At 38.4% G+C, this 18,877-nt stretch carries 22 protein-coding genes; 12 read left to right on the forward strand and 10 right to left on the reverse strand.

The window, feature by feature from the left end; all coding sequences use genetic code 11:
- The first annotated feature begins 78 nt into the window (after positions 1-78).
- From KFZ58_RS02800 to KFZ58_RS02810, 3 genes are all read left to right on the forward strand, one after another.
- Positions 79-531, forward strand: coding sequence for a DUF2269 family protein (locus KFZ58_RS02800; RefSeq protein ID WP_235793343.1), 453 nt, complete (start codon positions 79-81; stop codon positions 529-531).
- Positions 532-754: 223 nt separating this feature from the next.
- A complete protein-coding gene (locus KFZ58_RS02805; RefSeq protein ID WP_235793344.1) occupies positions 755-1,291 on the forward strand; it encodes an HD domain-containing protein in 537 nt (178 codons plus the stop codon).
- A 97-nt stretch (positions 1,292-1,388) separates the two neighbouring features.
- Complete coding sequence (locus KFZ58_RS02810; RefSeq protein WP_235793345.1) at positions 1,389-1,838, forward strand: SRPBCC family protein; 450 nt, start codon at positions 1,389-1,391, stop codon at positions 1,836-1,838.
- 593 nt (positions 1,839-2,431) lie between these two features.
- Here KFZ58_RS02810 and KFZ58_RS02815 read toward each other — a convergent pair.
- Both KFZ58_RS02815 and pepT read right to left on the reverse strand, forming a co-directional pair.
- Entirely contained in the window at positions 2,432-3,454 is a 1,023-nt protein-coding gene (locus tag KFZ58_RS02815; RefSeq protein WP_235793346.1) for a D-alanyl-D-alanine carboxypeptidase family protein, read from the reverse strand.
- Positions 3,455-3,581: 127 nt separating this feature from the next.
- Entirely contained in the window at positions 3,582-4,811 is a 1,230-nt protein-coding gene (gene pepT / locus KFZ58_RS02820; RefSeq protein WP_235793347.1) for a peptidase T, read from the reverse strand.
- A gap of 145 nt (positions 4,812-4,956) precedes the next feature.
- On the opposite strand from pepT, the gene KFZ58_RS02825 reads away from it, so the two are divergent.
- Both KFZ58_RS02825 and KFZ58_RS02830 read left to right on the forward strand, forming a co-directional pair.
- A complete protein-coding gene (locus tag KFZ58_RS02825; protein ID WP_370642409.1) occupies positions 4,957-5,883 on the forward strand; it encodes a sulfurtransferase in 927 nt (308 codons plus the stop codon).
- 3 nt (positions 5,884-5,886) lie between these two features.
- Positions 5,887-6,450, forward strand: a complete 564-nt coding sequence (locus KFZ58_RS02830) for a DNA-3-methyladenine glycosylase I (RefSeq protein ID WP_235793348.1) — start codon at positions 5,887-5,889, stop codon at positions 6,448-6,450.
- 79 nt (positions 6,451-6,529) lie between these two features.
- On the opposite strand, the gene KFZ58_RS02835 is transcribed toward KFZ58_RS02830, so the two are convergent.
- Positions 6,530-6,775, reverse strand: coding sequence for a hypothetical protein (locus tag KFZ58_RS02835; RefSeq protein WP_235793349.1), 246 nt, complete (start codon positions 6,773-6,775; stop codon positions 6,530-6,532).
- A 185-nt stretch (positions 6,776-6,960) separates the two neighbouring features.
- Here KFZ58_RS02835 and KFZ58_RS19305 point away from each other — a divergent pair, with 185 nt between their 5' ends.
- A complete protein-coding gene (locus KFZ58_RS19305) occupies positions 6,961-7,122 on the forward strand; it encodes a HAMP domain-containing protein (RefSeq protein WP_370642410.1) in 162 nt (53 codons plus the stop codon).
- On the opposite strand, the gene KFZ58_RS02840 is transcribed toward KFZ58_RS19305, so the two are convergent.
- Positions 7,051-7,695, reverse strand: coding sequence for a CHASE3 domain-containing protein (locus tag KFZ58_RS02840; RefSeq protein ID WP_235793350.1), 645 nt, complete (start codon positions 7,693-7,695; stop codon positions 7,051-7,053). The two genes, KFZ58_RS19305 and KFZ58_RS02840, sit on opposite strands and share 72 nt — an antisense overlap.
- Positions 7,696-7,845: 150 nt before the next feature.
- Between KFZ58_RS02840 and KFZ58_RS02845 the strand changes: the two genes are divergently transcribed.
- The 5 genes from KFZ58_RS02845 (at position 7,846) to KFZ58_RS02865 (ending at position 11,016) form a co-directional block, all read left to right on the forward strand.
- The gene (locus KFZ58_RS02845; protein WP_235793351.1) at positions 7,846-8,337 is read left to right on the forward strand and encodes a hypothetical protein; all 492 of its coding nucleotides are present in this window, start codon (positions 7,846-7,848) and stop codon (positions 8,335-8,337) included.
- Between the two features lie 435 nt (positions 8,338-8,772).
- Positions 8,773-9,033, forward strand: coding sequence for a hypothetical protein (locus KFZ58_RS02850; protein ID WP_235793352.1), 261 nt, complete (start codon positions 8,773-8,775; stop codon positions 9,031-9,033).
- Between the two features lie 2 nt (positions 9,034-9,035).
- A complete protein-coding gene (locus KFZ58_RS02855; RefSeq protein WP_235793353.1) occupies positions 9,036-9,371 on the forward strand; it encodes a hypothetical protein in 336 nt (111 codons plus the stop codon).
- 239 nt (positions 9,372-9,610) lie between these two features.
- Positions 9,611-10,084, forward strand: a complete 474-nt coding sequence (locus tag KFZ58_RS02860; RefSeq protein ID WP_235793354.1) for a hypothetical protein — start codon at positions 9,611-9,613, stop codon at positions 10,082-10,084.
- A 656-nt stretch (positions 10,085-10,740) separates the two neighbouring features.
- Positions 10,741-11,016 (forward strand): hypothetical protein, encoded by a 276-nt coding sequence (locus KFZ58_RS02865; protein WP_235793355.1) that lies wholly within the window; start codon positions 10,741-10,743, stop codon positions 11,014-11,016.
- A gap of 135 nt (positions 11,017-11,151) precedes the next feature.
- Here KFZ58_RS02865 and KFZ58_RS02870 read toward each other — a convergent pair whose 3' ends face one another.
- The 6 genes from KFZ58_RS02870 to KFZ58_RS02895 all read right to left on the reverse strand — a co-directional run bounded on the left by KFZ58_RS02870 (position 11,152) and on the right by KFZ58_RS02895 (position 17,518).
- The gene (locus KFZ58_RS02870) at positions 11,152-12,138 is read right to left on the reverse strand and encodes a diaminopimelate dehydrogenase (RefSeq protein ID WP_235793356.1); all 987 of its coding nucleotides are present in this window, start codon (positions 12,136-12,138) and stop codon (positions 11,152-11,154) included.
- 162 nt (positions 12,139-12,300) lie between these two features.
- Complete coding sequence (locus tag KFZ58_RS02875) at positions 12,301-13,413, reverse strand: Ger(x)C family spore germination protein (protein ID WP_235793357.1); 1,113 nt, start codon at positions 13,411-13,413, stop codon at positions 12,301-12,303.
- On the reverse strand, positions 13,400-14,506 hold the full coding sequence (locus tag KFZ58_RS02880) for a GerAB/ArcD/ProY family transporter (protein ID WP_235793358.1): 1,107 nt from the start codon (positions 14,504-14,506) through the stop codon (positions 13,400-13,402). Before KFZ58_RS02880 ends, KFZ58_RS02875 begins: the two co-directional genes overlap by 14 nt.
- Positions 14,484-15,995, reverse strand: coding sequence for a spore germination protein (locus KFZ58_RS02885; protein WP_235793359.1), 1,512 nt, complete (start codon positions 15,993-15,995; stop codon positions 14,484-14,486). Before KFZ58_RS02885 ends, KFZ58_RS02880 begins: the two co-directional genes overlap by 23 nt.
- A gap of 196 nt (positions 15,996-16,191) precedes the next feature.
- Complete coding sequence (locus KFZ58_RS02890; RefSeq protein WP_235793360.1) at positions 16,192-16,872, reverse strand: hypothetical protein; 681 nt, start codon at positions 16,870-16,872, stop codon at positions 16,192-16,194.
- Positions 16,873-16,972: 100 nt separating this feature from the next.
- Entirely contained in the window at positions 16,973-17,518 is a 546-nt protein-coding gene (locus KFZ58_RS02895) for an HD domain-containing protein (RefSeq protein WP_235793361.1), read from the reverse strand.
- 165 nt (positions 17,519-17,683) lie between these two features.
- Here KFZ58_RS02895 and fni point away from each other — a divergent pair, with 165 nt between their 5' ends.
- Positions 17,684-18,739, forward strand: a complete 1,056-nt coding sequence (gene fni / locus KFZ58_RS02900) for a type 2 isopentenyl-diphosphate Delta-isomerase (protein ID WP_235793362.1) — start codon at positions 17,684-17,686, stop codon at positions 18,737-18,739.
- The last annotated feature ends 138 nt before the right edge of the window (positions 18,740-18,877 follow it).

An 18,877-nucleotide genomic window follows, 5' to 3' on the forward strand; every position in this document is an offset into this window, starting at 1 on the left:
AATGTGTGGTATATCACATCCTCCAATATACATAGGTCGTATGATTAATATAGGAAAGATTTTAGGAGGATTGAAACCATGGCATTTTATGAAGTCCTTTTATTTGTTCATATTTTTTCAGCAATTTTAGGTATGGGTCCTGGATTTGTTATGATTTATGTCGTAACAAGGGCGACAAACATGACCGAATTAAAACATGCCTACAACATTCGAAATCGATTGCATATTTTTACAATGGTTGGCGGTACACTGTTGCTTATCACTGGTTTATGGATGGGTTTTATAAATACATATCTATTTACAACAGGATGGTATGTGATAAGCCTGACACTGTATTTGATCGCATTAGGATTCGGACCACTGGTTTTATCTCCCAGGTCCAAACCAATTAAGGCATTGTTGAAAGAGCATAAAGGGGAAGAGATTCCAGCAGAATATTACACGTTATCAAAGAAATTATTCTTTTATGAACGGATTGAGAATGGCCTTTTTTTAATTATAATTGTTTTGATGATATTGAAGCCTTTTTAGGCAGTTAAGAAAGTATAAAATATTTCCTTACTGCATAAGTGCAACTAGGGCTGTCACCGAAAGGCTTGGTGACAACCAAGTTTTCTAAGAAACAGCACATCTGCATGGAGCGGATGTGCTTATTGGTATGTTTTAAAATATGGCGAAAAAGGAAAAGACCTTGCAAAGGGATATAGAAAATGGTATAGTCATTTAAATTAATTTTAGAAAGGAGATGATATGTATGAGAAATGTAACACTGGAACAAGTTTTTACACATCCGATTACGCAGAAACACCTAAAGCGGTCTGGTGTGGCACATGCTATTGCAGTGGCTGAATATGCGTATATATTTGCTAAACGATTTGATGTAAACACTGATGATGCGGTAAAAGCTGCCCTATTACATGATGTTGGCCATTACACGTGGTATCGTGATGGACAGTGGGATTATGATCTGTATAAGGAAAATGATATTCATGCGATCAAGGGTGCAAGTCGTGCTCATAAGCTCTTGATTCGAATTGGGGAAGACCGCCAGAAGGCAAAGGAAATTGCGGTTGCGATTTTACTGCATACCGATTCGTATTTACCGGAAGGCGAGTTGAAATTAAAGCCATTGCAACAAATTGTCGCACTTGCTGATGAAGCGGATGAAGAAAATGGTGGGAATCATCATTACAAAGTAATCGATGATCACGTGGCTTTAGAACGCATTCGTACGCTGGATACACTAATTGAACAGGAAGAAAACTCCTCAAATGGCACAAAAATTGTATAAGCCATTTCCTTCTTTCTTAACCTTCGTTTCATTTTTCCTCATACCTAATCCCTTAAATATGGTAAACTAAAAAGAAACATGTAAGGGGGATATACGGATGAAAACATGGTCCCATGACACAGAAATAAATGCTCCTATAGAACAAATTTGGAAATTATTTACCGGATCGGTAGAAGATATGAAAAAGATTATGCCTGGTTTAATAGAAAACAAGCCAATCACCGAAACAAAAAAGGGGGTAGGCAGTGTTCATAGGCAAAAATACCAAGGGGACAAAAATGTACAGGAGTATGAGGTAGAAACCCTGCAATATGTGGACAACCCTGAACATAAACAGCTAAAAGAAACATTTTCCGAACCGAATACATTTGAAATCACAACAGAATATGAGCTAAAGAAAATCGATGAAAATAAAACCTATTTTCGCTATACATCAACCAATAAGCCACTAAAATGGATGTTGAAACTGTTGATGAAATTTATAAGCAATAAAGTAGTCGTTCGATTTGTGGATCGTGTAAAACGTGTTGCAGAATCGCAGGAGTGAATTTTACATTGGTAATGGTTGTTTCTAAAAGATTGTTGCTTTTGGTACAAAAGATATAAAAGACGACACAGTGATAATTCTTTGCTGGTTGAGAGCAGGGATTCGCTCCGGAAATACATTCCGCGCACCTTAGGGCGGCTGATGAGCCTCCTTGTGCTGGCGCACTGCGGAGTCTCACCGTAGCCTTTAGCTCCCGCAGGAGTCTCCATGTATTTCCTCCGCTAAATTGCATTAGTAGTCAGTATCCAAAACATTGAACCACCTCATCAGTTCGTGTGAGCGGAGGACCGTTGACTCCTGCTCAGAATAGCACGTGTCTGAAGACCCCGCAGAACTATTAAGGAAGGCCGACTAAAACCGTCCTTTGCGGACTACGTCGGCATACCCCTTGCCGGGGCAAGGAGGCTGAAGCCGTGCCCTAAGGTCCGCAACGGTCCGGAGCGATCCCGAACGACGATTATAGCAAATACTTATAGCAAACAGTAATTACGTCGCATTTTATATCAACTGCTCAGATTTAAAATCAACAATACTTACGAAAAGAGCATTGCTTAAGCATTAAAAAAGCCTCCTCCTAATGAGCAGGCTTTTTATTATTCTGCGCCCAAGTACTCTTCTAATGTGATTTCTTCAGACATGATTTCCTGAGCTGACTTTTCCCCAACATATCTCAGGTGCCATGGTTCGTACTGGTACTCGGTAATTTCTTCTTTTCCTTCAGGATATCGGATGATAAATCCATAGTTAGCTGCATGTTCCTCGATCCATTTCCCTTCATCGGTGTCACCAAATTCGGTGGTTAGCTCATTGTTTATACTAGGTGTCGTAACATCCATGGTTAAACCTGTCTGATGCTCACTTTCCCCGGGTTGAGCACTGAATTGATTCGCAGCTTCTTCACCATGCTGACTTGCATTCGATGCGAAAATGGCATCCTGCCGCCCGTAAGAACGGTAACCGGATTGTGCAACTAAATCAAGTCCTGCTTCATCCGCAGCTTGGAATAACTCTTCCAAAGCGTCAGCGGCTACTTTACGCATTTGTTTTTTTGGTAAATCCTCCGTAAATGGGAAACGGACGTCCGGAACTACCAGGTCATCAGGGTCATAATCCGATGGTAGGGCGTTCTGCTTGTTGACTAATGCCAATTGATCATACGGATTGGCGAGTACGTTTGTCTCTTCATCGGATGTGCTAGCTTCAACTTCCTGCGTGAGACCTGCACCTACTTCTACTTCATCGCCAGCTGAAAGTACTTTTTTTATGGCCTCTTTCGTCTCTTCATTATACACACCAATGACCTGTAAATTTTCCTGCTGTAATTGGAAATCGGTCACTGCCCAAGTTGTAGCGTCATCAAATTTACCGTCCGTTGTTAAGGAATAGCCAATCTCATTTAAAAATTCCTGTAATGTTTGAACCGCTTCTCCTTGATCCATTTTGCTTAGCTCGGCTTTCGGTAGTTCGTTTGACTCTTCTTCGGTTTCTGAGCCAGACGTCTCTTCCGCTGCTTCATTATCAGAGTCGCTATTACCTGTGTTTTCGGTATTACAAGCTGTAATGAAAAATAATAGGCTTAGCATGATTATGGTAAGGGTTATGCCTTTCTTAAACATATGCTTCTCTCCCTGTGCGTTTCTAACAAATCAGCTTTAATTTTCTCATAGGACAGGATAATGAGCAATATGAATTTTTTGCAATAGATAAAGCTAGGTTCAAGAATATGAATTCGGCTTTACTTGTTTACTTAGATTCAAATAGCTTACAAATCTCCACAATCACATTTGTCGCTTTTTTCATATTATCAATAGAAATATATTCATATTTGCCGTGGAAGTTTTCCCCACCTGTAAAGATATTTGGTGTCGGTAATCCTTTATAGGAAAGCTGTGAACCGTCTGTTCCACCGCGGACAGGTTTTACCAGTGGTTGGATATCCAAGTTTTCCATCGCTTTGTAGGCAATGTCGACGATTTCTTTGACAGGTTCGATTTTCTCACGCATATTGTAATACTGATCTTTCATTTCTAATTCGACACTTGCTTGGCCGTACTTATCTTTCATTTCACTGACGAATTGTTCAACTGTAGCCTTTCGTACTGCAAAATTTTCTTTTTCAAAATCACGGATAATATATGTAGCTTGTGTATTTTCCACATCCCCATTTACGGAGATCAGATGGTAAAACCCTTCGTATTTCTCCGTATGTTCCGGTGCTTCCTTCGAGGGGAATTTCCCGATGAATTCAGCGGCCATTTTCCCGGCATTGACCATTTTATCCTTAGCTGTACCTGGATGGACACTGTTTCCTTTGAACGTTACCTTAGCTGCTGCTGCATTAAAACTTTCATATTGCAATTCGCCTAGTGGCCCACCGTCAACGGTATATGCATATGTAGCATCAAATCGATCTACATCAAATTTATGCGGTCCGCGTCCGATTTCTTCGTCTGGGGTAAAAGCTACACGGACACTGCCATGCTTGATTTCCGGATGTTTTATGAGATAATCCATAGCTGTCATAATTTCAGCAATACCCGCTTTGTTATCTGCCCCAAGAAGTGTTGTGCCGTCTGTCGTGATCAGCGTATGCCCCTTATAGCTGGGGAGCTCCGGGAATTCTGCTGTTGACAAAACAACTCCTAAATCCTCATTAAGTGTAAGGTCATTTCCATCAAAATTTTCAACGATTTGCGGATTCACATTTGTACCGGTGAAGTCTGAAGACGTGTCAATATGTGCCATAAAGCCAATGGTTGGTACTTCTTTTTCCGTATTGGAAGGAAGTGTTGCCATAACGTAACCATGCGCATCAATGGCTACTTCCTCCATGCCGATTTCCTTTAATTCATCGACTAATTTATTTGCCAGGTCAAACTGCCCTGTGGTAGAAGGGGTATCTGGACTCGCTTCATTTGATTGGGTGTCTATTTTTACATACGTAGTAAATCGCTTGATTATGTCTTCTTTCATTATGTTCATCTCCCTAAGTTAATTTACTATATGGTATCATATTATATATACTGAATTAAAATTGTTTGAAGAATTGGAAGATTAGTCTTTCACTAATGGCGATCATCGGTTAAAATTAACAGTAATTACAGAAAAGATAGCAGGTATGAAATTATACAAAAAGACGGTTTTGAAATATAAGGATCAAGATGATGGGAATTTTCTAAATAAATATGATGGAGGGGTAACATTGACTTATTTAATTAGCGTAAATCGCCTGAAGAACCGACTGGAAAATAATCAAGACAATACAGTGATTGTGGATGTACGTTTTCAGCTGAATGATCCGGATGCCGGGCGGAAAATGTATTTGGAAAGTCATCTTCCAGGCGCGGTTTATATGGATTTGAACAAGGATTTAGCCGGGAGAGCTGAAAAGCACGGAGGAAAGCATCCATTACCTGACATGGATATGTTTGCAGCCAAAATAGGAAAAATCGGTATTGACCATCAAACGTCTGTTGTTATTTATGATCAAGAAAACGATATGTTTGCCGCGAGATTGTGGTGGCTGCTTAACTATTTGGGGCATGAAAAAGTGTATGTGTTAGATGGTGGTTACGCGCGCTGGGTAGCGGAAGGTAATACGGTTACGGATGACATTCCAACACTGGAGGAAAAAGGTTTTCAGCCAGTAGCAAGAGAAAATCAAGTTGCTGATATAGAGGAAGTAAAAGAAAAACTGGAAGATCGCTCAGCTGTTTTAATCGATTCACGCGCGAAGGATAGATACTTAGGTGAAACGGAGCCATTATATGTAAAAGCAGGGCACATTCCAGGAGCAAAAAACTTCTTCTGGAAGGACGTTTTAACAGGAAAAGGTTTTTGGAAAAAGAAGGAGGAACTTAGAGATCATTTCGCGTCCCTATCTAAAGATGAAGAGATCATTGTTTCCTGTGGGTCAGGTATCTCGGCATGTCCCAATGTACTTGCATTAAAAGCAGCAGGATATACTAATGTTAAACTTTATCCTGGCAGTTTCAGTGATTGGATTTCCTATGAAGATAATGAAATAGCGACGGGGGAAGAGTAAAGAATGGATAAGCAACGTTGTGCGTGGGTTACAGCTGACCAGGTTTATATTGATTATCATGATTATGAGTGGGGGAGGCCAACCCATGATGATCAAAAATTGTTTGAAATGTTGTCATTGGAAGGTGCTCAAGCTGGTTTGAGTTGGATTACCATTTTGAAACGCCGGGGAAATTATCGCAAAGCATTTGATGGGTTTGACCCTAAAGTTGTCAGTGAATACGGGGAGGATAAAATTGCGGAGCTTCTGCAGGATGAAGGTATTATAAGGAATAAGCTCAAAGTTCGCTCGGTTGTTACAAATGCTCAAGCCTTTTTAAAGGTACAAGAGGAATTTGGAAGTTTTGAAGCGTATATTTGGCAATTTGTGGAGGGGGAGCCGATTATCAATGACTTTCAATCAGATGCACAAGTTCCAGCAACGACCAAAGAATCAGAGCAAATGAGCAAGGATCTGAAGAATCGCGGCTTTAAATTTGTAGGACCTACGATTTGCTATGCATTTATGCAAGCAACCGGTATGGTGAATGATCATACGAAGGGGTGTTTTCTGTATGCTAGTAAATAGTGTGCTACCTGAGGCTTTATAACAAAAGAAACACGAGAAATAGCTACCCCTTCAAGGTAGTTATTTCCATATCAAATTTCTAAACAAATCTAAATGCTCTAAGCTCTTCATGCAATTGCTCAGCAAGCTGGGCCAGTTCATCTGCACTGTGGGAAACTTCCTCCATTGAGCTGGATGTCTGTTGCGTGGAAGCGGCTGTCTGTTCAACGCCGGCTGCTGATTCTTCTGAAACAGAAGAAATTTCTTCAATAAGATTATTCATATCCACACTGTTTCCTACGATATCCTTCAGATTTGTCGATATGCCATTTATTTTATAAACCATATCCGTCACCGAATGATGAATCGCTTCAAAGCTTCGTCCGGTAGCCTCAATTTGATTCGTTCCTTCTTTTACCTCGTTATAGCCTGTATTTAATAAATCAACAACAGAGCCAGTTTCGGTTTGGATATTCTTTACGATGGCTAGCCATTACTAATCTCACCGCTATTGTAGCAGGCATTTTATTAATGATTTTACTTAGCCGACGAATAACTTCGAATTTGAAAACGGTGGTTAACATAACCTCAGAAATCGCTGATGGAAATCTAAAAGTTAAATCAATGGAATATTATGAAAAATATGAAATTGGGCAATTGGCTGCGGCTGTTAACCAAATGAAAGGTAATTAAGCTGGAATTCATTGATTGTGTCGCTGCCTGAACTGAATCTTCTTGTTCAGATTGCACATTTTCAATTAAGCCATTTACCAAATCGATTGTTTCACCTCTAAGCCTGGAAGAGTAATCACGTAAGGAAATGGCAGTAGAATCGTCCCCGCTATTTACAGCGTCTACCATTCTAGTTAAAAATGCGTCATTAATAATTTCATCATTTGATTGAATCTGCTCAAACATTTCTATTTGTTCTGTAGTATTCATGGTAGGAGCAAGCGCTTCTGCCAACTCGGAGAAATTCTCCTGATATGCCGCAAACGAATCAATATAGTCATCGTTTCCCGTAATTAGATAATCAGCACTCTGCACATCTTTTGCTTGAATGATCGTAGCCATCTGCGCCATATTATTTACCCGCGCGCTATGATCATTAATCGCCTTAACATCCTGCTGCCCTGCATTTAATTGAAGGAAAACAATGATGCTTGCGACAGTAAATAGAATTGCGGTTAGAAAAAATACGGTTAAATATTTATTACCTATTCTGATATTATTCCATCTTGTTTTTACATTTATCTTATTCTTCATAGGATCCCCCATAGGTACGTTTTCATTTTATATCGGCATAAAGTATCTAAGTATTTAGTACTATTTTTTAAATGGAAATTTATAACGCTTGAAATCACCCTGGTGTATCCTTTATAATGCCAAATTGTGTGTTTATAAGGAGGGGTTATGATGAATCAAACAGATGTCTTGGAAAGAGATGAATTAAAACAGGAATTGGATTCTCTGGAAATTCAACTTTTCCGTATGCAGGAAAATATGAGGAAAATAGCAAAGAAGAACGAAATAATTAGTATTGACCAAACGAAACATGGCGGATGGGTGGTCATTTATGCAAATAAAGCGAGCAATAAATATCAGATTATGCTTCATGACTGCACCAAACCCTACCGAGGAAAATGGGACGCAGCGATTGAAACGACGTACAAGGATCAGCATACGCTCCACATTGCTGATATAAAAGGTGAAGAGAATAAAGGTTATGGATCCGTTTTAATGAAATATATTAAAGAAATCGTTGATGAAGAAAATATGCAATCAATAACCGGTGATATTGCAAAGCGAGATTTTGATCATGTGGAACGACTGAAGCATTTTTACCGTAAGCATGATTTTGATGTGAAAATTGATTATGACGAGCAGTATGGCGAGATTGTTTGGTGAAAGGGCTATTTCTTTATTATGGGGGGATAGCCTTTTTTTGTGGAATTTCGTAGCAGCTTATTTTATGGAGAGGTTGAGGCTTTTATCCAATGATATCAAGATCAAAAATTAGAAATCCGTTTTACGGACAAGAGGTTGGATGGAAGAATCCCCTCGCGCAAATGACCATGATGAATTTACAAAAAGATAATAATTAGAGTCACTTCTCATTAGAGGAGCACTATTATTTAATTTTAAATTAACCTAATTTTCAATATCTGATGGTGTCTTCGTTTGGAAAATAATAATATGTAGTTTTTCTGCTCACATAATTGAATTTTACCCCTGTTAAATGCATTGAAAAGGGCACTTTTCAGAGTGACATTGAAATTGCAAGCACGGTATCATAGCAGTATACTATAATAAATAAGTTATGCGAGGGAGGAGTTACTAAAAATGAAAAATATTAATTCACCAGAAGAGTTATATGAAGAAATGGATAAATTGGATAAAAGGGATTCCGTTACTCAGTTTTCTGTCCAAGGTAAAGGGAATTTCACTTTAGTTTATCAAGGTAAAGACACAACAGTAGAGGAAGAAATTGAATCAGACGAAGAACTGAAAAAAATGGTTCACGAGAGTCTTGCTGCATATGAGCGAGGTGATTATCAGACGACTTCAGGGTTATTAAAATCCTTATCAAAGAAAGAATTTTGATTATGGATATAATTTGGCCGAAACCTATAAAAATTAAATTATTTTCTTTTAAGTCAGCCCATTTTACTTCTGCAGAAACACGCAGTTATTTAGAGGCGCTGATTATGAAGATAGAAGAGACTCTTTTAAGTGATGTGGTGAGTCTAAGATACAAAGAAGAGATAGGTAAATTTAAAGGTATTTCCAGAATTGTTATCGATAAATTTAAAATTTATTATAAACAAACTGTAAGTAAGATAATTATTATTGGGATAAAATTTCCTGGCGAAAAAGTAATAAGACTTTGGCTCATTCATAACCGCTTAATATCAAACCCAAAAGAGATCATTAAATTTTAAAAAATGTCGAATTTTATTGTTGAAAGGAACGTGTATTCCTGTATAATGATATGTAAATAGTGGTTACACACAATATTGAATTAATTCTCCAATCTTAATCTACAAGCCGCCCCGACCGAAGAAAAACCTTAGCGACTCCCCGTCAAAGACTTATCATCTTGATATCATTATGAAACACCATTTATTTTTAAATAAAATAACGTTATAGGAACAAATCATGCCGTTGTTGTACAGAGACCATGTCGAGACTGATCCAGGAAAAAATTAATGAGAGAGAAAACGCAGCGTATGTGGAATTTGCCAAGGGCGATGATGAGGTTTTGCCTGATAAATCATTTGATCAGTTGACGGAGGAGTTGAAACTGGTACGGAAAGATTATCGGAAAATTGATTATCTCATTGCTAAAGCAAATATCGATCACATAATCAAGTGGGAGGATGGAGATTTATCTATTGCTGAAGCCATTGAATTAGCAAAACAATTGCGTGGTGAGGTAAATTTATTAAAACGATTTGGGATGAACAAGCCGATAGATAGGTTAGGAAACTATCATATGCAAGAGACAATCTATCGGAAAGCGTTGTTTGATCCCAGCAAGTTAAAAGAGCGTGCTATGAAACTGGAAAAGAAAGCAAACCGGCTGTCGATGGCAATAGAAAAACAGAATCATCAAGTAGAAGTGGAGTTCGCCGAAGCTGAACAATATTTATAGCAAGGGAGTTATACCTTGCTTCGAGCAAAGGAATATCTTTTGTTCGAAGCTGGGTATAACCCGGCTATAAGGAGAACAAGAAAATATGCTTTTAAACGTTTTGTGCAAAACAAAAGAATTTAATATTACAATGTAATGGTAAGCGTATGTCGAAGCGACACGAATAAACGAATCACGAGTCAACAATTAACGTTATGACGGTTGACGGACGAACTTTTAGGCTCAATAACCTAGTGAAATTTCTTTCAGACTCCTTAAAGGAGAGGGAGGTATCACAGGTGGTGTCTCTCTTTCTGTTTAAGTGTCTAATATCTTCTCTAATTGTTGTGGAGTTGTAGCTTTTAAGTAAACTAGTAAGAAGAAAGTAGAAAAAGTATTATGTTCACTCATATGATATAATGAATGAATTAAGGACTGTCAGTATTTGTGTTGGTTAATACGAATGAGTCTTCTTTAGTTGCCAAACCATTTGCAAGGATTAAAATTTGATAAGGAATAAACGTATTTTTACAGAGATCAATAAATTTTGATATAGTTTTAGATCAATTTGAATTTAGTTAGTGATAAAGTTGTGATCGCTTGTTGTGAAGGCAAGAAGTAGTAATTGAAAAAACATTATATTTTTAGAGAGCAAGGAAAGGAGGGAGAGGATTAATATGGAAAATAGTGAACTAAAGGAAATGTTTAGCCAATCACACAAGAAGATAGATGAACGTTTCGATTCCGTGGAAAAACGCTTTGATGATATAGATGAACGACTGGATAAAATAGATAATGATCTTAACAATTTCACTACCGAAAATCGGAGCCACTTCAAGCGGCTGGGGGACAAGATAGATTCACTCATAAACGTCACAAGTAGGATCTCGTACAACACTTTGGAAAACGAAGCGAAAATTGAGCGACTCAAAGAAAGAATTGGGGGAAGCTAATGCTATATAGGTCACAAGACACGTGGGCATGCTCTTTGGTTGGTCTGGGGGAACTGAGATAGTGTTACAAGCTAAACCTATTATATCGTCAATAAAAAAACCCCTCACACATCGTATGAGGGATTTTCTTTATGCTTATAAATAATCTCTGCGCAATTCTTCCGCTGATTTTGGAGAGATGTATCCAGGTGCTACATCATAAACTGTTTTCGCACCTTTTTGACCTTCTTTATTTAACCGGTATGCTGCACGTGCATAGGCGGTGAGAACACTTGCGGTGAATTCAGGGTTGCTGTCTAATTTTAAATTATATTCGGCGATTTGATTACTTCCTTCACCGGTTTTACCACTGCGAATGACAAATCCTCCATGTGGCATGGAAGAGTGATTACGCGCTAGTTCCTCTTCTGTAATAAAGTGAACTGTCGTTTCATAATCAGCAAAATAATTAGGCATTGTTTTAATTTCCTGTTCGATTTGCGCTGTATCTGCATCCTCTTCGGGTACAATATAGCATGTGCGCACATGGCGATCCACCTTGGACACAGCTGGATTTTCCCCATTTCTAACTTGTTCGATCACTTTATCAGATGGGATTGTATACTGAACGCCCTTTTTAACACCTTCTACTCTGCGAACAGCGTCAGAGTGCCCTTGGCTCAGGCCTTTGCCCCAAAATGTATAGGTCTCTCCTTCAGGAAGAAGTGCTTCTGACATGACGCGGTTAATGGAGAACATACCTGGGTCCCAACCAACGGAGATAATGCTTGTTTTCCCGCTAGCCTGTGCTACTTTGTCAACAGATGCAAAGAACTCAGGAATTTTCGCGTGTGTATCATAACTATCTACTGTATTAAACATTTCTGCAAAGGCGGGTACCTGTTCAGGCAGGTCTGTTGCGGAACCGCCGCATAGGAGCATCACATCGATTTTGTCGGTGTAGTTTTTTGCCTCATCGATATGTAACACATTTACATCCGAATTAAGAATGTTCACACTGTCCGGATTTCTTCTTGTAAAAACAGCAACAAGCTCCATGTCTGGTTGTTGCGCGATAGAAGCCTCTGTCCCTTTTCCTAGATTACCGTATCCCACGATTCCTACTCTAATTTTATTTTCCATATATTCCCCTCCATTAGTTCGCGTTTATTTAGCTCACTTTTCTCTTTATACTATCGTTTTTTATTTTTATGTGCAATATCTAAGGTTTTAGTATTTGAGAAAATCAGGGTATGTCTCAGATTGAACTTTATCAACTACGAGAGAGTTATTATTTATGAAAAATTATAAAGTAATTCCGCTACTAGTAACGTTAACTTTTACCTCCGGATTAACAACTATATGCTCATAATAATTTTCTCCTTTTATTTCTTCCCAAATAGATGGATGAAAGGCAATTAATTCTCTGCCTAATCCAAGTACATCACTTTGGTTGTCTGCTAGTTTTTTGAATAGAATATCCGCTTTTTTAGTGAGATGATTGGATAATTGTTTATTTAAATAACTTATCATCTCTTGCTCATCTAAATTGTCTGGTGGAAAATCAACGACATCCACATCCAGTTGAAGAGAAACATCAATATGGATCTTATCTTTTTTCTCAACACTTAGCTCTCTTGAGACATTTTTTACATTATAACTTACGGATACGTCGCGTGTTTGATCAATCTGATCTGTTAAAATTGCCTTTTTAGATTGTTTTTCCATGAAAAGTAATAACAGAGTACTTTGATCAGATGACAGAAATTGTCCAGTAAAGCTGCGATCTTTAAAAAGAGCAGTTCCTTTCAATTCCACTTTATTTTTATTCTTATCAATACCCAAGTAAGGGATAAAAAAATCCTTTCCTTCATCAAACAAATAGTTGCGAACCGTACGAAGTGTGATGGACGGGGACTGTGTATGGTCTTCACTGCTTCTAATCATTTCATATAAGTATTCTCCTTTTTCAGGTTCCTCTTCAATTAAATGCTGAATTAATTCATTTGCATTGCCGTCCGTAACAGCAACTTTAGAATTCAAATTTACTCTTGGATCTCGATAAATGGAATCTAACACGTTGTATATATTTCTTTTTGCGACTTCATTACCTAAAATTAATATTCTCCCTTTTGCGGGATCAAATTTACCAGCTACGCCTCGGTCGATACTTAGACTCGACTCTCTAATACTTTCTCCTTTACCGGTTACCAACTCATTAGATACAGACCTTTCCCCCCTACTTGAATCACTTATATTTAAATTTCTGATAACCGCTGTTGTCCTGTAGTTTTTTTCCTCATCCAAATCAAAACCTGATAAATACACTGTTCGGGAGTTTTTCAGTAATCTTTCATCCCAGCAACCTGTTAATAACGGGATAATTAGCAAGAGCAGAATAATTTTATTTTTCCTCATCGCAGGAAGCCGCCTCTCTTTTAAAGATAATCGCTATGAAAAGAAGTATTGCAGGAATAATGATCCCAAAAGTCAAATTTAATATTTCAACCCATTCCTCATATGCGATTATTTCTACATTATAATTAGAGGCAATAGTTATGAAAAGGACAAATACACCGGAAAGGAAGACAGCTGTTTTATGTTTTACGTGTAGCAACTTACTGATTCCCATACTTCCCAAAAAGGCATAGCTAATAATAGTAGTAGCAACCACGATACCCCATATAGAAAGAAATATTAAATCTAATCGCTGTAAGATGTGTATATCAATCGCGCTTAACATATAAAGAACAGGTTCTGGAACGACGTTTATTTCACCCGGGCTAAACATTATTGTGCTTATGATAACGATATAAGTATAAAACAACGTTACAAAAAACACAGCTGAAAATGCCCCTTTCACTGCTGAGAAGCTTTTGGGCTGTTTCATAAAGGCGAAATAAATTAACAATGTTTCAAAACCGATAAAGGATGGAAGAATCTCTATCGTGCTCTTAAGAATAGTCCATCCCCCAGTGGATCCAATTGGGAAAAGGTGGCGAACATCAATTACCGGATCCCGAAAAGTAAGAAGTGTAATAAAAAATAAAAACAGAATGAATAGGAACAGGAAGGAAAATAAAGACACCATATTTCTTATCGTTCCCATACATCCATAAACGAGAAGAGCAATTCCTATTATAAGGAACATCCACTCCGGGGTTTCAGGGAAAATCCACCGAATGAAAATATCATTAATTACAATAAAGACATAACCAACGATCATAAGCAGATAAACAATATATAAAAAATTAATGACATTTCCCAACGTTTTTCCTACTATTAATGTCGAGAAATCAAACAAGGTAAGATTTGGAAACCTTTTACATAGCAACCATATAAGCAATACAATGAATTGAATGAGAAACCCGGAAATTAAAATGGAAATCCACCCATCATGACCAGCGGCTTTATATGTTTGGAAAGGTAATGACAATATACCAACCCCGACCATGGTTTGTACTAGTACAAAAAATAGCTCGGCCGGACTAATACGGCTCTTCACTCTCATGCGATTTCCACTCCCTTGACGTTTTTCCCTTTTGATATCGAGAAGAGGTTTTCGGGCGTTTATCCTGCATCCATACAGGTAATCGGATAATGGTATCTTTAAATTCATGAATGTTTAAAGGAGCAAAAGGAGCAAAATATGGAACCCCAAAAGAAGTAATGCGTGACAAGTGGATGAAGATGAATAACGATCCTAACATAATTCCGAGTAAACCGAACGTTGCTGCCATAATCATTAATGGAAATCCCAGAACACGAATTGTACTGCTCATTTCTATATTTGGCTGAGCAAAAGAAGAGACGGCAGTTATTGCAACAACAATAAGCCCGCCATATGACACCAATCCTGCTTCCACCATTGCTGTTCCCACGACTAAACCACCGACAATCCCAAATGTTTGGGCGATGGAGTTTGGCAATCGAATCGATGCCTCTCTGAGTAATTCAAGCGAGAACTGCATGATCATTAACTCAATAATTGGACGAAATGGTACATAGCTTAATGAAGACTGAAAGGAATAAACAAGCTCCGTCGGAAAAATTTCGTAATGGAATGAAACGAGTGCAACATAAAAAGCCGGAAAAAGTAAAGCATTCACATAGCTTAATAAACGAAGAATCCTGAAAAATGATCCCAATCCCCACCGATTAACATAGTCATCCGGTGATTGGAAAAACATCATAAATGTTGCTGGTAAAACAAATACGGTAGGATCGCCATCTATGAGTAAAACCGCTCTTCCATCCATCAAATTCGCTGCAGTCCGATCTGGCCTTTCCGTCACTAAAAGTTGAGGGAACGGTGAAAACGCATCATCTTCAATGCAATCCTGAATATTGCCGGAAGATCGAATGGAATCAAGGTTAATACTTTTTAATCGTTGGTCCACCTTCTTTAATATTTCCGGATTTACTAAATTATTCAGGTAGATTAAAGCCACATCTGTATTGGTTTCAGCTCCCAAGGGATATTTTTTAACTGTAAAACGAGGATTTTCGGTACGCTTACGTAGTAAAGAAATATTTTTATCTAAATCTTCAACAAAACCTTCATGTGGCCCAAGTATCGTTTTCTCTGTTTCAAGTTGAGAAACATCCCTACCATGTGATGCATTCACATTCAGCAAGAGTCCCTCTTCATGGCCATCTTTTTTCATAAGCAAGCAATTACCATCTAATAATCCATTTATTGCTTTCTCATTGCCTCGGATACGATTTATTTCCTGGTTGTATAGCACATTGGAAATGTCGTTATTCTCTGTTTTTGTAAGGGGCTCAATAACTTTTGTTTCAAGCTTTTCTTGATCTACTATAGGAGCGATGTACAAGATGATATAGATTTGGTGGTTGATATGTATTTCACGATCTTTTAAATCATCGGTATGATTCAATTGGACTTTTATGTTCTCTATAGAAAGGGCTCTCTGATTTTTAAAATTTGTTTTTGGCGAGTTTACTTGTTTCTTCTTTGATTCTCTTCTTCGTCGCATCTCCCTGCACCTCTATAAAACGGTATTTTTTTAGTATGTGGTTATCGCTAATATTCATACGCTAAGAATAAGTGTCGCAGTAAAAGATAAAAATGGACATCTTTCAAACTGAAAAACTAAAAACGCATGAGATTTCCTGTTAACCTCCTTACGTTTTAGCTTTTTATTGCTTCTAGATTTTCTGTACTTCGCTATGTTATTGTCTATCGTCCGAATCAAGTCCATCTTTAATTTTTTCTACGCCTTGTTCAACAATTTTCTCCCCTATCGTTACATTGTCCGTATCAAATGTGCTTTCTGTTGGGACATCAAATTGAAGCTGTTCGGCATATGGCGCTGGCCTATTCATCATATAGGCTGACATAACTTCACTTAAGGTATCGCGAGCTTCTTCGGCATTTGAGTTACCTGTGACAATATCGTTCATTAAGTTAAGTGCAAGGAAATTGGCGGCTTCCATATCACAACGGGAAGACACTTCACCTCTTGTTCGTTCGACAATGACACTACCATCAAATTTAGCAAGTTCACTAAACATTTCTGGTGGAACGGAATAATTTATAAAATTTTCGATAACGTCTGTGTGAGGTTCTGGGAAGTCATGTGGTATTTCGTCTTGGTAGACAATTGTCCGTTTCCATGTCCCATTGTTATACCAGATTAGTCTGCTGGAAATTGCTTCATTGGGAGGGCCGTATTGTTCCATGGTTAAATTGGCGGCCTTTTTGGACATCGCATTCCAATCATTAATAATTGCTTCTACAGCTTCCGATCCCACGACACTTTCTGTCGTTTTCTCAGCCCCACCAACGGTCTGTACTTTTAAATCGCTCGCCATGGAAGTTGCTGCTGTTTTTAATTTTTCTTCCTGTTCCATAATAATTCATCCTTTTTATTGTTTTGGGTTAACTTATTATTAGGATAAACTCGGAAATTAAACATTAGATAATTTGCCAATGATTGTAATAGCCGAATAATCAACCAGATCCAAAAACCCGCTCCACGGCATCTTCAAATTCCCCAAAATAACCCGGCACATCATCAGCGTCCAATCCAACATACATATTCGCAGCAATCAATTGGTTATACCATTTCTGTTTTTCGAACCCAGCATTAAATTTGTTCCATACCACGTCACCTTGCTGTTTTAAGTCTACTTCCACGCCAAGCAGGTTATCCAGTTTGTCAGCGACGATTAGATATTTAATTTCTTTTTCGGCATATTTAATTGTGTTAATAGTATGTTGTTTGCGCTCTTGCCATGATTTGGATTTGTCCTCCGTATGGGCTGCGACAAGCTCTGCAACCCACCCGTCGAATTCGCGTTCAATATCTTCTATTTCATAGAGCGTATCTTCAACTACATCATGTAAATACCCGGCGCAAACGAGTTCAGTTGAAAATCCATTTTCTTCAAGCCTATCTGCAACTCGAATGGGATGGGTGATGTAAGGAGCATTTGAATTTTTCCGTTGTTGGCCGACGTGGGCTTTTTTTGCAAAAGCTTTAGCGCGTTGTTTCAAGTTCTTCATCTCCCTATATTAGAGTAGTTAATTCCACCTATATCATTTTTCTGAAAAACAAACAAGTACTTTATAAATTAGATCGTGGTTCTTCCATTACATTTGGAAGAAATATTGGTATGATAATAGGTATACGACTAAATAAAAACGGGGGGTCACTTTACAATGGAAGAGGGTATAAATCAACGAAAGACAGAGCATATCAGGCTTTGTTTAACGGAAAATGTAGAAGGTGTAAACAAATCGACAGGGCTGGAGGGTATTAACTTTATACATAATGCTCTGCCGGAGATTAACTTTGAGGATATTCAATTAGACACCAATTTTTTAAATAAGAAAATAAATGCACCGTTTCTTGTTAGCTCAATGACTGGTGGATCAGAGCTTGCAGCTAAAATTAATCAAAATCTGGCAACGGCTGCCCAGGAAAAAGGGTGGGCGGTTGCGCTAGGTTCGACAAGAGCTTTGCTTGAAAGTGACGCACATAAAGAATCTTTCTTGATCCGCAAACAGGCACCAACTGTTCCTTTAATCGCAAATTTAGGAGCGGTGCAATTGAACTATGGTTATGGTGCTGAGGAAGCGCAGCGTATTGTGGACATGACGGGGGCAGATTCTATTGTGCTCCACTTCAACCCCCTGCAGGAAGCGGTACAGGATGGAGGAGACTTAAATTTTGAAAATCTGCTGCCAAAAATAGAGAAAATCACCAGCTCAGTGAATGTTCCTGTTGCAGCAAAAGAGGTCGGATTCGGGATTGATGGAACAGTGGCGAAAAAGCTATATGATGCCGGGGTATCTTATATTGATGTTGCTGGGGCTGGTGGGACGTCCTGGAGCCAGGTGGAAAAACTCCGTTCAGAAGATCCATTGAAAAGGGCTGCCGCCGAAGCTTTTAATAATTGGGGCATTCCAACGAAAGATTGTATTGTCTCCGTTCGAAGCGAATTACCTGATGTGCCGCTTGTGGCGAGTGGAGGAATGAAATCGGGGGTTGATGCGGCAAAAGCCATAACTATTGGGGCGGACGTCATCGGTTTTGCTCGTCAGTTGCTACAAGCTGCAACTGAATCAGCAGAAACAGTTGCCCGAACCATGGATCAAATCGAACTTGAATTGAAGATGACAATGTTCGGAATCGGGGCAAGGACACTGGATGAACTAAAAAACACGAAACGCATAGATATTATGGGAAGATCTTTATTGGATGAAAATAGCTAAGGTGGAAGTGGCCTTAGCTATAATTTTTCTGGACAGATAAGGGGACTTTCTTGCATTAATATAGTGAAAATCCCGTGTTATGTTCACAAAAGATAGAAAATAATTCGCAAATGTTTGCCCAAAAAGTAAATGGGAATT

Source organism: Virgibacillus sp. NKC19-16, from assembly GCF_021560035.1.
GTDB classification, from domain to species: Bacteria; Bacillota; Bacilli; order Bacillales; family Amphibacillaceae; genus Virgibacillus_L; species Virgibacillus_L salidurans.

What these genes read in the sequence shown, in the direction of transcription:
- KFZ58_RS02805 (WP_235793344.1), top strand. Translation starts at nt 755, where the DNA reads ATGAGAAATGTAACACTGGAACAAGTTTTTACACATCCGATTACGCAG.
- KFZ58_RS19305 (WP_370642410.1), top strand. Translation starts at nt 6,961, where the DNA reads ATGATTTTACTTAGCCGACGAATAACTTCGAATTTGAAAACGGTGGTT.
- fni (WP_235793362.1), top strand. Translation starts at nt 17,684, where the DNA reads ATGGAAGAGGGTATAAATCAACGAAAGACAGAGCATATCAGGCTTTGT.
- KFZ58_RS02850 (WP_235793352.1), top strand. Translation starts at nt 8,773, where the DNA reads ATGAAAAATATTAATTCACCAGAAGAGTTATATGAAGAAATGGATAAA.
- KFZ58_RS02840 (WP_235793350.1), bottom strand. Translation starts at nt 7,695, where the DNA reads ATGAAGAATAAGATAAATGTAAAAACAAGATGGAATAATATCAGAATA.
- KFZ58_RS02815 (WP_235793346.1), bottom strand. Translation starts at nt 3,454, where the DNA reads ATGTTTAAGAAAGGCATAACCCTTACCATAATCATGCTAAGCCTATTA.
- KFZ58_RS02830 (WP_235793348.1), top strand. Translation starts at nt 5,887, where the DNA reads ATGGATAAGCAACGTTGTGCGTGGGTTACAGCTGACCAGGTTTATATT.
- KFZ58_RS02845 (WP_235793351.1), top strand. Translation starts at nt 7,846, where the DNA reads ATGAATCAAACAGATGTCTTGGAAAGAGATGAATTAAAACAGGAATTG.
- KFZ58_RS02870 (WP_235793356.1), bottom strand. Translation starts at nt 12,138, where the DNA reads ATGGAAAATAAAATTAGAGTAGGAATCGTGGGATACGGTAATCTAGGA.
- KFZ58_RS02835 (WP_235793349.1), bottom strand. Translation starts at nt 6,775, where the DNA reads ATGGTTTATAAAATAAATGGCATATCGACAAATCTGAAGGATATCGTA.
- KFZ58_RS02800 (WP_235793343.1), top strand. Translation starts at nt 79, where the DNA reads ATGGCATTTTATGAAGTCCTTTTATTTGTTCATATTTTTTCAGCAATT.
- KFZ58_RS02885 (WP_235793359.1), bottom strand. Translation starts at nt 15,995, where the DNA reads ATGCGACGAAGAAGAGAATCAAAGAAGAAACAAGTAAACTCGCCAAAA.
- KFZ58_RS02810 (WP_235793345.1), top strand. Translation starts at nt 1,389, where the DNA reads ATGAAAACATGGTCCCATGACACAGAAATAAATGCTCCTATAGAACAA.
- KFZ58_RS02855 (WP_235793353.1), top strand. Translation starts at nt 9,036, where the DNA reads ATGGATATAATTTGGCCGAAACCTATAAAAATTAAATTATTTTCTTTT.
- KFZ58_RS02860 (WP_235793354.1), top strand. Translation starts at nt 9,611, where the DNA reads ATGTCGAGACTGATCCAGGAAAAAATTAATGAGAGAGAAAACGCAGCG.
- pepT (WP_235793347.1), bottom strand. Translation starts at nt 4,811, where the DNA reads ATGAAAGAAGACATAATCAAGCGATTTACTACGTATGTAAAAATAGAC.
- KFZ58_RS02890 (WP_235793360.1), bottom strand. Translation starts at nt 16,872, where the DNA reads ATGGAACAGGAAGAAAAATTAAAAACAGCAGCAACTTCCATGGCGAGC.
- KFZ58_RS02825 (WP_370642409.1), top strand. Translation starts at nt 4,957, where the DNA reads ATGAAATTATACAAAAAGACGGTTTTGAAATATAAGGATCAAGATGAT.
- KFZ58_RS02880 (WP_235793358.1), bottom strand. Translation starts at nt 14,506, where the DNA reads ATGAGAGTGAAGAGCCGTATTAGTCCGGCCGAGCTATTTTTTGTACTA.
- KFZ58_RS02865 (WP_235793355.1), top strand. Translation starts at nt 10,741, where the DNA reads ATGGAAAATAGTGAACTAAAGGAAATGTTTAGCCAATCACACAAGAAG.
- KFZ58_RS02875 (WP_235793357.1), bottom strand. Translation starts at nt 13,413, where the DNA reads ATGAGGAAAAATAAAATTATTCTGCTCTTGCTAATTATCCCGTTATTA.